General features: G+C 53.4%; 14 protein-coding genes. 11 read left to right on the forward strand and 3 right to left on the reverse strand.

All coding sequences use genetic code 11. The features are described 5' to 3' along the window. Window position 1 precedes the first annotated feature (1 nt). The 6 genes from RGQ30_RS04780 to RGQ30_RS04805 all read left to right on the forward strand — a co-directional run bounded on the left by RGQ30_RS04780 (window position 2) and on the right by RGQ30_RS04805 (window position 6,167). Complete coding sequence (locus tag RGQ30_RS04780; RefSeq protein ID WP_338284814.1) at window positions 2-2,461, forward strand: TonB-dependent receptor; 2,460 nt, start codon at window positions 2-4, stop codon at window positions 2,459-2,461. Between the two features lie 67 nt (window positions 2,462-2,528). Continuing rightward, the gene (locus tag RGQ30_RS04785) at window positions 2,529-3,545 is read left to right on the forward strand and encodes an MBL fold metallo-hydrolase (protein WP_130558081.1); all 1,017 of its coding nucleotides are present in this window, start codon (window positions 2,529-2,531) and stop codon (window positions 3,543-3,545) included. A gap of 116 nt (window positions 3,546-3,661) precedes the next feature. Continuing rightward, window positions 3,662-4,312, forward strand: coding sequence for a MotA/TolQ/ExbB proton channel family protein (locus tag RGQ30_RS04790; RefSeq protein WP_130558080.1), 651 nt, complete (start codon window positions 3,662-3,664; stop codon window positions 4,310-4,312). 5 nt (window positions 4,313-4,317) lie between these two features. Continuing rightward, the gene (locus RGQ30_RS04795; RefSeq protein WP_130558079.1) at window positions 4,318-4,926 is read left to right on the forward strand and encodes a hypothetical protein; all 609 of its coding nucleotides are present in this window, start codon (window positions 4,318-4,320) and stop codon (window positions 4,924-4,926) included. Further along, complete coding sequence (locus RGQ30_RS04800) at window positions 4,923-5,438, forward strand: hypothetical protein (protein ID WP_130558078.1); 516 nt, start codon at window positions 4,923-4,925, stop codon at window positions 5,436-5,438. Before RGQ30_RS04795 ends, RGQ30_RS04800 begins: the two co-directional genes overlap by 4 nt. Before the next feature lie 3 nt (window positions 5,439-5,441). Further along, window positions 5,442-6,167 carry a hypothetical protein gene (locus RGQ30_RS04805; RefSeq protein WP_130558077.1) on the forward strand — a complete coding sequence of 242 codons (726 nt, stop codon included), beginning with the start codon at window positions 5,442-5,444 and terminating at the stop codon, window positions 6,165-6,167. Between the two features lie 10 nt (window positions 6,168-6,177). Here RGQ30_RS04805 and RGQ30_RS04810 read toward each other — a convergent pair whose 3' ends face one another. Both RGQ30_RS04810 and RGQ30_RS04815 read right to left on the reverse strand, forming a co-directional pair. Then, window positions 6,178-6,717 (reverse strand): hypothetical protein, encoded by a 540-nt coding sequence (locus RGQ30_RS04810; RefSeq protein ID WP_130558076.1) that lies wholly within the window; start codon window positions 6,715-6,717, stop codon window positions 6,178-6,180. Between the two features lie 74 nt (window positions 6,718-6,791). Next, window positions 6,792-7,400, reverse strand: a complete 609-nt coding sequence (locus tag RGQ30_RS04815) for a TetR/AcrR family transcriptional regulator (RefSeq protein WP_298215664.1) — start codon at window positions 7,398-7,400, stop codon at window positions 6,792-6,794. Window positions 7,401-7,513: 113 nt separating this feature from the next. On the opposite strand from RGQ30_RS04815, the gene RGQ30_RS04820 reads away from it, so the two are divergent. The 5 genes from RGQ30_RS04820 to RGQ30_RS04840 all read left to right on the forward strand — a co-directional run bounded on the left by RGQ30_RS04820 (window position 7,514) and on the right by RGQ30_RS04840 (window position 13,010). Next, on the forward strand, window positions 7,514-8,401 hold the full coding sequence (locus RGQ30_RS04820) for an SDR family NAD(P)-dependent oxidoreductase (protein ID WP_130558074.1): 888 nt from the start codon (window positions 7,514-7,516) through the stop codon (window positions 8,399-8,401). Between the two features lie 13 nt (window positions 8,402-8,414). Further along, window positions 8,415-9,341, forward strand: a complete 927-nt coding sequence (locus RGQ30_RS04825) for a ferritin-like domain-containing protein (protein ID WP_130558073.1) — start codon at window positions 8,415-8,417, stop codon at window positions 9,339-9,341. A gap of 37 nt (window positions 9,342-9,378) precedes the next feature. Next, window positions 9,379-10,983 (forward strand): flavin-containing monooxygenase, encoded by a 1,605-nt coding sequence (locus RGQ30_RS04830; protein WP_130558072.1) that lies wholly within the window; start codon window positions 9,379-9,381, stop codon window positions 10,981-10,983. A gap of 250 nt (window positions 10,984-11,233) precedes the next feature. After that, window positions 11,234-11,755, forward strand: coding sequence for an SRPBCC family protein (locus tag RGQ30_RS04835; RefSeq protein WP_130558071.1), 522 nt, complete (start codon window positions 11,234-11,236; stop codon window positions 11,753-11,755). Then, a complete protein-coding gene (locus RGQ30_RS04840) occupies window positions 11,745-13,010 on the forward strand; it encodes an ABA4-like family protein (protein WP_130558070.1) in 1,266 nt (421 codons plus the stop codon). The genes RGQ30_RS04835 and RGQ30_RS04840 overlap by 11 nt, the downstream gene beginning before the upstream one ends. 357 nt (window positions 13,011-13,367) lie before the next feature. Here the strand turns inward: RGQ30_RS04840 and RGQ30_RS04845 are convergent, their stop codons facing one another. Continuing rightward, entirely contained in the window at window positions 13,368-13,649 is a 282-nt protein-coding gene (locus RGQ30_RS04845; protein WP_130558069.1) for a ribbon-helix-helix domain-containing protein, read from the reverse strand. Between the last annotated feature and the right edge of the window lie 98 nt (window positions 13,650-13,747).

A 13,747-nucleotide genomic window follows, 5' to 3' on the forward strand; every position in this document is an offset into this window, starting at 1 on the left:
CATGCGCCGCAGTCTAGTGGCGCTTTCTCTTTATTCTTTGTTCGTGCCTGTTCAGGCGCAGCAGCTTCAGGAAGTGCAGGTTATTTCCACCACACCACTGCCGGGTGGCGCCTTGCCGATTGAGCAGGCGCCTTTTAGTGTCAAGAAGCCAGATTCATTGAGGAATGACACCGACCGGGAATCACTTAGCCGTAGCCTGTTTCGCGGCATCAGTGGCGTGCAGGTTACCGACAATCAGGGCAACCCGTATCAGTCAGATGTCACCTACCGCGGGTTTTCTGTAACGCCTTTGTTGGGTACGCCCCCTGGTTTGTCGGTCTATGTGGATGGCGTGCGCCAGAACGAAACATTTGGTGATGTGGTTCGATTTGATGCCATACCCCAATCGGCTTTGAAGGAGGTGACCGTTCTGCCTGGCACCATGCCCCAGTTCGGTTTGAATTCTCTGGGCGGCGCCATTGTGATGCAGACCAAAAGCGGTCGTGACTTTCAAGGGACCCAACTGGATGCCGAGCTTGGCGACTTTGGTCGAACTCGGTTTGGTTTGCAAAAAGGCTGGATTGACGAGCCAACACAACGCGATTTCTATGTGAACTTCAATTCATTCAAGGAAGATGGCTGGCGCATCATGTCTCCCAGTTCGGTCATGCAATTGTTCGGGAAAATGGGTGTAACTTCGGGTGACACGCAAACCAACTTCAGCCTGTCACTTTATGAGTCCGATTTGAACGGAAACGGTGTGGTGCCGAGAAGTTTTTATGAACAAAATCGTGCCCAGTCCTTCACTTACTTTGACAATACCCAGAACACGGGTGGGCAGTTTGCCGTGGATTTCACCCGTTTCCTGAAAAGCGGTGCCGAGCTGAGTGCGAACGCATACTATCGCAGTTCAAAATCCAGAACGTTCAACGGCGATGCCAATGAAAACGAAGATTACCGATTCGGTGTGACACCCTTCGAGCCCGACTTGCCGGGCATAGAAGCCAATTTGGGGCCCGGTACCTACAATGTGGCGTGTAGCGCACCCGCAGCGCTGGCCTACGCCCCAGGTACTGTGACTTTTGACGAAAATGATCCCGCAGCAATCGACCCCAATACGGCAGATTGCCCTGGTGCCAACAACCGGGGTGTGTTGAATCAGGACGTAATTGGGCTGGGTTTGCAATATGCCTTTGCACCGCTGGGTGCCCACAAGTTGCTGGTGGGAACCCAGCTTGAATTTGGCAAATCTGATTTTCGCCGCAGCTATGCGCTTGGGATATTCAATGCCGACAGAACTGTGGGCGAGTTGTATGCGCCAATTGAGCAAGTCAATGTGGAAGCCAGCAATCGACAGTTTGGTATTTATGCTCAAGATGTGTGGGCTGTTGGCGAAAAAACCACCCTGTTGCTGGGGGGGCGTTACAACCATGCGTCTGTCAAAACCACGGATCACCTCAGCCCGGTGTTGATCAATGTTGAGGGCGAAGCCAGCCCTGGTTTGAACAACGATTACACCTATCAGCGTTTTAACCCCTCCATTGGTTTGTCCTATCAACCCGCAATCAATTCGACATGGTACGCCAGTGCAGGAACCAGCAACCGTGTGCCGACACCTGTCGAACTGGCTTGCTCCGATCCAGAGTTTCCCTGCTTGTTGCCCAATGCCATGGCGGCAGACCCCTTTCTTGAACAGGTCATTACCACCACGGTGGAAGGCGGGTATCGCACACGTTGGGCGAGTGGCGCCAACCAGTATGGTTTCTCATTCAACCTATTCAAGGCTGACAACAAGAACGACATTCTGTTTGTAACAGATGGAGCAGGCTCAGGCGGTTTTTTTCAGAATTATGGAAAAACCCGCAGGCAAGGGTTGGAGCTTGATTTTGACTGGGACGTTTCAGCCTGGAACTTTGGGGCAAGTTACCAATACCTGGATGCCACCTTTCAAAGCGCAGCGCGACTGGCCAGTGAAGGCAACAGCAGTGCAGTGGATTTGAACGGAGACCCTGCAGTAGAAGGCGGGTTCATCCAGGTGCAACCCGGTAACAAGATACCAGGTCTAGCCGAGCACAATGTGAAGTTGTCGCTGGGCTACAAAGCGAGTGCGCTCACCACCCTGTTTGTCGACATGCAAGCACAAAGTGAGCAATATGCGCGAGGTAACGAGAACAACCAGCATCAGGCAGGTGTCGTCAACGTTCCAGGTCAAGGGCCGGTTGAATTCAGGGACAATGGAAAAATTCCGGGTTTTGCGGTGTTCAATCTGGGCATGAATCACTCATTGAGCAAAAACCTCACCGTCATTGCCCGGTTGAATAACGTGTTTGACCGAAAGTATTTCAACGGGGCGGTGCTGGGCGGCAATATATTTGATCGCAATGGCGCACTTGTTGAAGAAGAGGATGACATCACTTATGAAACCTTCCTCGCACCAGGTACTCCCCGAAATGCGTGGCTTGGCCTGAGTCTCCGGTTCTAGTGGTTTGAGCTGAGGCCTGAATCAGATATGCTCTTGTAGTTGCATTGATTCAGGCCCTGTATTTTTGATGCGCTTTAAATTCCCCACTTTTATTTTTTCAGTCATCCCTGTTTTTCTGACGCTGCCCGCCAGTGCGCAAGGTGAACCATGCTGGCAACAGCACCGTGCCACAGTTCATGAGTGGACATGCGCAGGACAAAGCCTGCCTGCTGAAGGGAAGAATTTTGCCTTGTCGATTGTTGTGGTCGATTCACCCAAAGCGTTGCTGGTGATTGATTCAGGTGCAACTGCAGCTGTGGGTGAAAGCGCCGCAAAAGCCATTCGCTCAAAGTTTGGTACCAAGCCGTTTTGGGTACTGAATTCCCAGCCCAAGCCTGAGCATGTACTGGGCAATGTGGGTTTTCGAAATGTATTCAAGGACACTGTTGTCTCAGGCGAATCGTTTGCAAACCGCTTGGTGGCGGGCAAGCGCACAGCAGACCTGATGAAGGCACGTTGCCCGACATGCATCGAGAATTTTTCAGAACGCATGGGCGGTGACTCCGTGAAGGGCACCGAGTCCCTGGTGCCTGAACGCGTATTAAAAACACAGACAGGTCATTTGGGTGTGTTGCAAAGTGATTGGGTGAAGTGGAAATACAGATTGCACAAGGACCTGGAGACTGAAGAAGCACTGGTACTTCGCAACGCAGACTTGAAACTGTGGTGGGTGGGTTCAGCACTGCAAAATCGCGACATCCCCGATCTCTACGATGGCAATGTGATTGACCGTGTCAATTTTCTGGGCCGATTGAAAACCCAGTTAAAGTCCGATGAAACAGTACTAACCTCATTCGGTGCTTTAGACGCCGAATGGATTGATCGCAATCTTCATTATTTCGTACAGGTACATCAAACTGTGTTGTATGGGCTTGAGGCAGGCTTCAGCGAAGTGGAACTGATCGAACAAATCAGTGCCGACATTACACGTTTTAAAAATCCTGTTCTGCCTGAAACTGACCCCCGCGCCAACGCCCAAGCGCTTGAAACCCACCAGTTGAACATTCAACGGATATTCCATCAAACCGAGCCGTTTGCGTTTTAAGATCGATGTGGAACGAGGCTTGCTTTTAGCCTCTTGTTGTGCGGTCCAAAACCGCGCACCCCATTCCAGTTGTTTCAAACTGGAACAGGAGAACAACAACAAGGGGATGATTCGCATTGAATACCTACAAAACACACACCCTGTTTTTGCTGTGGTTGTTACTGACCAGCCTGACTGGTTTTGGCCTTTACATGACGTGGGACAAAGGCCTGCTTCAGTGGATTGTATTGACTGACAACACCAGAATTTGCGTGGTGATCATTCTGGCTTTTTTGTTGGGCAGTGGTTTGGCCGGCTGGCGCAGCATTTACCTCAGCTTGCAGTCTCTTTACTTCGATCAATTCAAACGGGGTCTGCGCACCTTCAATCAAGGCCAGTCAATTTGTAATGACTACTTGACCCACTGTGGCAACACTCCCCATGAAAGCCAGTTGATGGCCGAGGTGATGGCCGAAAAAGCGCGTGGCACGCACCAGGTGGGTTGGTTTGTCACCGGTTTGATGTTGAAGTTGGGCCTGCTTGGAACCGTGGTCGGGTTCACGATCATGTTGGGTAGCCTGGAGGGGCTGGAGCAACTGGACATTTCTGACATCAAAACCCTGATGCAGCAAATGACCCAGGGCATGGCCGTGGCCATGAACACCACGCTGGTCGGTTTGGTTGGCAGTATCTTGTTGAGTATTCAATTGCTCTTGCTGGACCGGCATGCCGATCGCCTTGTTGCTGACACGGTTGACTTTGCGCATCGAACTGTCAAGGCGGCCTGAGTCGTATGGCTCTTTTCAATCACAAACCGGACTTTGAGCTGGACCCATTCACGGACTTGATCTTCAACGCGCTGTTGATTTTCACATTCCTGTTTTTGATGGCTTTGCTGTTGCTGAATCCGCCAGCCAAAAGCGGCATCATCGACCCCAAGGCCGAATTTCTGGTCACGGTGAGCTGGCCTGACAACGACCCCAATGACATTGATGTGTGGGCTGCCGGGCCTGCCGGTGCGCAGGTGTGGTTCATGCGGCCGCAAGATGGTCTCTTGCACCTGGACCGAGATGACCGTGGTTTGGCCAACGACACGCAGGAAATCGAGGGCAAAACATTTGTAAACCCGTTGAATCAGGAAGTGCTGACCATACGTGGCCGCCCGCCAGGTGAGTACATCATCAACCTGCATTACTACAAAACCGAAAACAAGCTCCCTGTGCCCGTGAACATTTACGTGGCCGAGGTCAACCCGAAGTTGAAAGTGCTGCATTACTCCACCGTGAACATGCAGCAGGAAGGCGACGAAGCCACGGCAGTGCGATTTTCGATCGATGCCAATGGCACGGTGAGCAACATCAACCAACTTGAAAAATCTTTGGTGAAGGCAGACGGCAAATGAATGAAGTGTTAGTGGGTTTGGGCATTGCCTATATTTTCCTCGCAGCCCTGTTGCTGCTGGCCCTGATTTTCGGGCAGATGAAGTGGGTCACCAAGTTGATCCTGATTGTCGTGTCTGTCGGTTTTTACTGGGTCAGTTACATCAACTGGCAAGACGCACAGGGTTGGCCCAGCCAAGCCGAGTTACCCAAGCGTTTTCTGTTTTACGCAGTGGTGGTGGAAGAACCTGACAAGGCGGAAGGCATAGAAGGGCGCCTGTTTGTTTGGGCCAGTGATTTGAGCAATGACAAACCTGCTGACACACCGCGTGCTTATGTGCTGCCGTATGGCAAGGATTTGCATGCCAAGCTCGACGCCGCACAGCGCCAGATGCGCAATGGCAACCTTCAAATTGGTGAAGTGGGGGGCGCCTTGTTCGATCCTCAGGCTGCGCGTGACAACACCCGGATTGCAGACAGGAAAATTGACCTGGAGTTCACGGATCTGCCCGACCCCCAATTGCCGGAGAAATAAGCCATGTTGAAAAAACTGCGTGTGGCCGCACTGGCGCTGACTCTGACTTTGCCCCTCTCATCCTGTTCCCTGCTGGGTGACAAGGATTATTTTCCGTTGGAAAGTGGAAGCTCCTGGAGCTACAGCCTGAACAAGGTGATGCCCGACGGCAAAAACAACAAGCAACTGGAAATTCGCACACTGGGTGAAACAGGTTTTCTGTCAGGCGAAAAGGAAATTGAAGGGTTCGTACGCCGCACCTCGGACGGAACAGACTATTTCATCCAGGAACGTGATGATGGTTTTTACCGTGTGGCCAAGCGCCTGGTGGTTGAAACCAAGCCCCAGGTGGACAAGGAAGCCAGGCTGATTCTGCCCAAGGGCCGCAATCTTCGGCTGGGTTACACCTGGACACTGGATACCAGTCCGTATGTGATGCACTGGATGCCTCCGTTTGATCAAGCCAATGCCAGTATCAAGCCGTTTGACATGGTGTATGAAATAGCCGCACTGGATGAAACGGTTGAAACGCCTGCCGGTGTATTCGAAAAATGCGTGCGTGTAGATGGCACGGGCAAGATGGTTTTTTATGCCGATGCCAGCGCGGGTTACCAGGAAATCCTGATCAATCACACCGAATGGTATGCACCCGGTGTGGGTCTTGTGAAATTGGAAAGGGATGAACCACTGAACACGTCCATTATGAAAGGCGGGAAAGTGACCATGTCACTGACCCGTTTTTCAAACTGAATGTTGCGCTTTACTTGTTGAACAGGCCTTCAAGCACTTGGTCACAAAAACGTTGGCGTTTTTCACCATTGCCCGTCACGGTGCAATGTTCAATCAACACCTGGTCACCGACCAGGCTTTGTGATTCAACGCGGTCGGCGTAAAGCAGAATTTCCTCCGTGTCCAGGCTGAACTTCGAATCCAGGTCCAGCTGGTTCAGGTCTGGGCGGCGCCAATGCACCGTAAACAGCGGCTGGTTTTGAAACACTTCACCTTTCTGGTTTTTCAATTCGGTCACCGCCTGCACTGACAGGGTGGGGTGGCTGTTGAATTCCTGTGGGTAGAAGCGTTTCATTTCCCGCATGATGTTGTAGGCGTCGGTTGCAAACAGGGTCACGATTCGGTTGCGGGTGACAAAGGTCAGTTGCTCCGTGTTCAAGCCCCGAATTTCAGCAATGTTGCCGTTGGCCATTTTTTCCATGGAATCTGGGGCGGGGGGGCTGCAGGCTGTGAGCACTACAGCCAATGAAAGCAAGGCGGTGCGTTGAAATGAACGCATCAGTTGACGCATGAATGTCTCCGGATTTTTCTCATTTGTTTGAAGCAGTATAGGCGAGAACCTTGTCGGGCCGCTTACAACTGTCATTACAACTGACTGAGTTCTTTCTCCACATAATGCCCCGCCATGTCCGCCAGCCCTTTGGCCAGATCATCAAATGAAAAACCGGGGTTGGGGTGGTTCAAATAGCGAATCATAGTGGCCATGCCGCTGTTGATGAAAATGTAAGCCATGGTCTGCAAATTGTTCAGCCTCAGAATTTCCGGATGCTTGATGGCGTGTTGAATAAACAGGTCAGCCAGAGCCCGGTAAACCTGTCCAAAAGGCACATGCTTTTCCATCAAGGCTGACTCCCTGGCGCAGCGCAGGTACAGTTCGTTGTCTTTTCTCAGAAACTCTGCGGTTTGGGCGATCAATTCATACACCGCATCGCGAAGCGAAAGCCGAACAAGGGAAGGGGCTGCTGTCTGAATCAAGGCCACCAGCTCACGGGAAAATTGTTCCCCCATCGCGCCGAAAATGGCTTCCTTGTTCTCGAAGTACTCGTAAATTGAACCCACGCCGACCCCGGCACATTCCGCAATCTGCCTTGTTGTTGCGCCTTCTGCGCCATGTTTGGACAGGGCGATGAAGGCACCCTGAACAATGGTGTCCACAGTGTTTTGGGAGCGATTCTGTTTTGGTTTTCTGGCCATAAAAAATCCGAATTGAATCCGAACAAACGTTCGTTTTAATATGACATTGTTCAATGTCACGGTCAATGTGTCAAGCATTTGCCAAGCTCAACCAAGTGAACTAAGGGAATTCAATGTTCGGCAAGAAAATCACCAAGGGTGCCAACGCAGTAGTCACCGGAGCAGGCAGTGGCATTGGCCGGGCCTTCGCCATGGAAATTGTTCGCCGCGGTGGCCGCGTGGTGTGTGCCGACATCAGCAAGGAGCGTGCACAGGAAACCGTGGACCTGATCATGGACATGGTGGCAGGCAAACTGAAAAACCCCGATCTCGTGTTTGTTGCGCAGGCCTGGGCCGTGAAATGCGACGTCAGCAAACTGAAAGACGTCGAAGCCCTGGCCATTGAGGCTGAACGTATTTTTGGTGGCACTGACCACGACACAGCGATTGACCTGGTGATCAACAACGCAGGCGTGGGTGCGGGTGGAAAGCCGGTGGGTGAAACCACCATTGACGACTGGAAGTGGACCATTGGCGTGAACCTGTGGGGCGTGATCCACGGTTGCCACGTGTTTGCTCCCCGCCTGCGCAAGAAAGGCGCTGCGAAGAAGTGCGGCATCATCAATGTGGCCTCTACAGCAAGCTTCGCTGCTGCGCCTTTGATGAGCGCCTACAACGTCACCAAGGCGGGTGCCTTGGCGCTGAGCGAAACCCTGGCCGCTGAAATGGCCGGAACTGGCGTGAATGTCACCGCCCTTTGCCCCACCTTCGTCAAAACCAACATCACCAAGGACGGCCGCATTGATGCGGCTTCCAACCAACTTGCCAACAAGCTGATGGAGTGGACCGGCGTGTCCGCTGACGGCGTGGCCAAAGAAACACTGAATGCATTGGACAAGGGGCAACTGTATGTGTTGCCACAGCTTGATGCACGCATGATTTGGCGCATGAAGCGCTTGATGCCCCGCAGCTATACACGCGGTGCTGGTTTGTTGGCCCGTGTGGCCGCTAAAGCTTTTTAAGGAGTACTGACAAATGCCTCAACTCGATCTGGAAAAAACACTGCGTCGCATCAAGGAAAATCAATGGGCCCTGGCCGACATTGACTGGGATGCACCCGGACGCGAAATGATCACTGAAGAACAGTGGCCCAAGCTGAAAGCTTTCATGGCCGACCTGACATGGATTGAGCACATTGGTGCACGCGGCTTTGCCGCCATGGCCAAGAAGGCGCCCAATGACACGCTGCGCGAAATTTACACCTGGTTTCATGCTGAAGAGCAGCGCCACGCCAACGCCGAACTGGCCTTGATGCAACGCTGGGGCATGCTGGAAGACGGCGAAATCCCCGAGCCAAACATCAACCTGCGATTGACCATCGAGTGGCTGGACAAGTACAGCGACGACATGCCGTTGAGCGTGCTGGGCAGTGTGATCCCCATGCTGGAAGTGACGCTGGACGGCGCACTGTGCAAGTTCCTGCTGGATGAAGTCAAAGACCCCGTGTGTCACGAAGTGTTCAAGAAAATCAATTCCGACGAAGCGCGCCACCTTGGCGTGGACTTCCACGTGCTGGAAATGATGGGTCACGGCCCAATGTACCGCCTGGCGCTGGAATCGATTGCCACTGCAATCAACCCCAAATTGCTGTTGGGCGTGGCCGTGTACTTCCCGTTGCTAAACCGCATGCGCGACAACATCGTAACCATGGGCTTGAAAGAAGAAAAGCTGTATGAAGCCATGGCCAAGTTTGAAAAGTACGGTGGTGAAACACCCGAAGGTCGCCGCAACCCCTGGTATCAGATCATGCGCCTTCATGGCAAGTGGGTGATCGACCGCAAAAACCGCTTCTACCATGCACCCGTGGATGCCGCGGTGAAAGCCTCCAACTACATTCCGAAAAGCTGGCTGCCTGCAGTGCCAAGCTGGGTGAACAAGTTGACCTGGCACACCACGGCCTGATTGCAAGAACGAGAAAGAACAAGAACGGGAAATTAAGATGACGACTGAGAAAACCACACGTGCACAGGCATTGAAAGCTGAGCCAAAGTCCAGAACAACGGCCAGAACTTCGGCCACAACATCGGCCACTGCGGGCACAGCCACACGCCGCAAAGCCGCGGAAAAAAGCGGCGAGCATGTGTACGACACCCTGATCATTGGCGCAGGCTTTGCCGGCCTTGGAACAGCCATCAAACTGCGTGAAGCCGGCGTGCACAACATCGCCATTCTGGAACGCGCAGCTGAGGTGGGTGGTACCTGGCGTGACAACCAGTACCCCGGTGCGGCCTGCGATATTCCTTCAAACCTGTACAGCTTTTCTTTTGCGCCCAATCCCAATTGGTCACGCAGCTATTCAGGCAGCAAGGAAATTCTGGGCTATGTACACAGCCTGGTGAATGACTTCGGCCTGGGTAGCCTGATTCAGTACCAGCAAAATGTGTCGCGTGTGGAGTTCGAAGAGGCCCAAGGTATCTGGATGATCCACACCGACAATGGCAAGGTGTGGAAAGGCAAAGCCGTCATCATGGCGTCTGGCCCTTTGGCCAACGCCAGTTTCCCGAATATTCGTGGCCTTGAAAACTACAAAGGCAAGAAAATTCACAGTGCCCAGTGGGACCACGAGTACGACTTCACAGGCAAACGTGTTGCAGTAATCGGCACGGGCGCAAGTGCAATCCAGATCATTCCTGAACTGGTCAAGAAAGTGGATGTGCTCAAGGTGTTCCAGCGCACACCGGCCTGGGTCATGCCGCGTCCTGATTTCTCCACATCGGATTTGAGCAAGAAGGTGTTTGCAAAACTGCCCTTCACACAGAAGGCGGTGCGCGAGGCATTGTACTGGGCGCATGAAAGCATGGCACTGGCCGTGATCTGGAGTTCACCAGTGACTCGCCTGGGCGAGCGTTTGGGCCAAGCGTTCTTGAAATCACAAGTGCCTGATCCCTGGATGCGCCGCCAGTTGAAGCCCGACTACAAGCTGGGCTGCAAGCGAATTCTGGTCAGCAATGATTATTACCCCGCCTTGCAAAAAGAGAACTGCGAGCTGATCACCTGGCCGATTGCCAATATCGTGGAGAAGGGCATTCGCACCTCCGAAGGCATTGAACACCGCGTGGATTGCATCGTGTTTGCCACCGGTTTTGATGTGCCAAAAAGCGGTACACCGTATCCGATTCACGGTGTGGGTGGGCGTGAGTTGGCCAAAGAATGGCAGCGTGGGGCGCAAGCGTACAAGAGCATCAACGTCAGCGGCTACCCCAACCTGTACATCATGTTCGGACCCAACAGTGGCCCTGGCCACAACTCCGCACTGGTGTACATGGAGCAGCAAATTGCCTATGCAGTCAAAGGTATTCGCACAATTCTGGATTCCAATTTGAAAATGCTGGACGTGAAGCCCGATGTACAGGCCAAGCACAATGCCAACATTCAGAAACGTTTGGCCAAAACCAACTGGAACTCAGGCTGCAAGAGCTGGTACCTGACCGAAGACGGTTTCAACGCCACCATGTTCCCCGGCTTTGCAACGCAGTACGCCGCACAAATGGGCCAGTTCGATTTGAAAGCCTATCGACAAGTGCCAGTTGAAGTGAACGCATAAGCGCTTATTGAAAGATCAAGTTGGCGGGGTGTGGTTTCCGCTTTCCTTGAGGGTAGTGCCCCCAACGACTCGTGACGGTCTTGGGGGCTTTTTTGTATCCTTCTGCTGAACCAAGCCATCGCCCATCACAGGTAGCCTCAGCACAATCAATTTCCGGTACGTTTTCAGTGCATGGTAAGCGTGGCTGACAGGTCGCGCAGCACGTGCATTGGTCTCCAGCCGTCCAACCGCTTCAGGATGAAATTACCCGATGAGCACAAACAACTTTGCCACTCAATCTTCGCCATCTGCAATTCATTGGCCTGACGAATTTCGACCAGGCCGTGTACCCATCCACATCCGCAATGAATTGAATGTGCGCGCTTCTCCCGATTCGGTTTGGCAGGTCTTGATCGATGCACAGCGCTGGCCTTCTTTTTATCCGCAGGCCAGCGAGGTTGATTTAGGCGGCGCAACCACCCTGGAACAAGACTTGAACTTCAGCTGGAAAACCATGGGCCTGCGTATCAACTGCAATGTGCGCGAGTTTGAGCCTGAATCCCGATTGGCCTGGGATGCCAAGGGTGTTGGCACCTGGGCTTACCACGCGTGGCTGATCACACCGACTGCGACAGGTTGCCATGTGCTCACCGAAGAAACCCAGCACGGTTGGCTGTGCCGCTTGGGGCAGTTGATGATGCCCGGTAGCCTGCACATCAAGTGGCACCAGGTGTGGCTGGAAAAACTGGAACTGGAAGCGCAGTGTTTGGATGCAGGGAAAAATGGTCACTGAATTGGCGTTGTTCGACGATGTTTTTATTGCAGGCTCTGCCGTCGCCCTGCTGGGCTGGGCCTTGTTGGCAGTCACACCGCGCTGGCGTGTGGGCCAACTGTTGGCGTTGACCTTGGTACCCGCTTTGTTGGCCGCAGCCTACACAGGTCTGGTGCTTGCAGCTTGGCAAACAGCACATGGCAGTTTCGATTCACTGGCTGAGTTGCGCGTGTTGTTTGAATCCGATGCGTTGCTGCTGGCGGGCTGGCTTCACTACCTTGCTTTCGACCTGTTGATCGGTGGCTGGATAGTGCGTACTGCGCAGCGTGAGGGAATTCCGCATGGGCTGGTGCTGCCTTTGCTGCCCCTGACATTGATGTTCGGCCCGGTTGGGTATCTGCTGTTTTTGGTGCTTCGCCTTGCGTGGCAGCAGGGCGGTGTATTCTCCTCAGCAGGGTGGGCAACGCAATCCCCTGCCATGTGGATGACCCGACTGAGTTTCCGTTTGCCCACATTTGAACCACGACTGGCCGCCGCAGGCATTGCACTGCTGCTGTTGATGATTCCTACTGCGTTTGCCTTGGTGTTCGACGAGCGCTTGATTCATGGTTCATCCATTTGGGCCAAGCCCATGCGTTTCGAGCTGGGCCTGGGCATATACCTGCTTACCCTCGCATTCTTTCTTCCCTTGGCGGGCAAAGCCTTTGCAGCCACTCGCAAAGGGCGGTTCGTGGTGTGGGGTGCCATGCTGCCATCCTTTTTCGAGCTGGGCTACATCGTGTTTCAGGCTGCGCGGGGTGAGCCTTCGCACTTCAATGAAACCGACACCTTCCACTTCGTGATGTTTCAGCTTATGGGTATTGGTGCCCTTACGTTGACATCGGCTTCGGCCGTGCTGGCCTGGGGCTTGTGGCGCAGCCCACAGCCCTTGGTGGGGCCAGCGCTTCGACTTGGCCTGGTGCTGGGGCTGAGCTTGACTTTCATACTGGGTGCAGGCGTTGGTATTGTCATGGCGGGTGGCCCCACCAGCGTGGTGGGCGGCATGCCGGGTCCCGATGATCTGCCCTTGTTGGGCTGGTCGCGCCAGTTTGGGGATTACCGTGTGGCGCATTTTCTTGGGGTGCATGCCATGCATGTGATACCTCTTTTTGCATGGGTTGTTGCGCGTTGGCTTGGGCAAGAACGGCGCTGGCCTGTGGCCGTGTTTGCATTGCTGTACAGCAGCCTGACAGTGTATGCGTTGGTTCAAGCGTTGCAGGGCAGACCGGTGATTTGAGTTTTTGTTTTTTTATGGAAGGGGTTGTTAAGAAGGGGCTTCCCCGAAAAAGTTATCCTGAAAGCGCGCAATCTGGTGCATGCGCTCGTGCAAGATGGTAACTATGCCGATGTCGTTGTTTGACAAGCGCTGCCAGCACACGAAGTGTCGCTCATAAGGAAAAAAGAAGCCTTTGACCCCGTACTCAGCCGGTACTTGGATTGACACCACAGCATGCGACTCGATTCTTTCAAATGCATCGAACAGACCGGTGACCTAGGGATTGGCTTGCGCTTCGCCCCAGCGCTCCAAGGTGTGGAGATAAATTTCATCCAGACGCCAGGAGGCGGCCTCTTGGATACGCAGGGCAGGCATCGTTCAGCCGCCCTTTGCTTTCTTGGCACGGGCTTCGGTATTGCGCGCAATCACTTCAGCAGCCGTCAGGGGTTGGTATGTGTCCTCGGGTGACGAGAAAGCGTGAGTCAGCTCAGCCTTCAAGCGATCAAAAACCTGCTGTTCCTTTCGTTCCATGTCAGGCCTAATCAGGTCGCGCATGTATTCGCTAGCATTCTCATATGCGCCGTCCTGATGAACCTTGGTAGCCAAAAATTCGCTCAAGGTTGCGTTCAAGCGTACGGTCATGGTGCTGGTTTGTGACATGGAAGAATCCCCAGACAGTTTGGATGCATTCGAGCTACTTAATATTGAAGACAGGCGCAAGTTTTTCGTTGCACTGCGGTGGCACGCTGATCCTCCCA

This window comes from Limnobacter thiooxidans, assembly GCF_036323495.1.
GTDB lineage: Bacteria > Pseudomonadota > Gammaproteobacteria > Burkholderiales > Burkholderiaceae_B > Limnobacter > Limnobacter thiooxidans.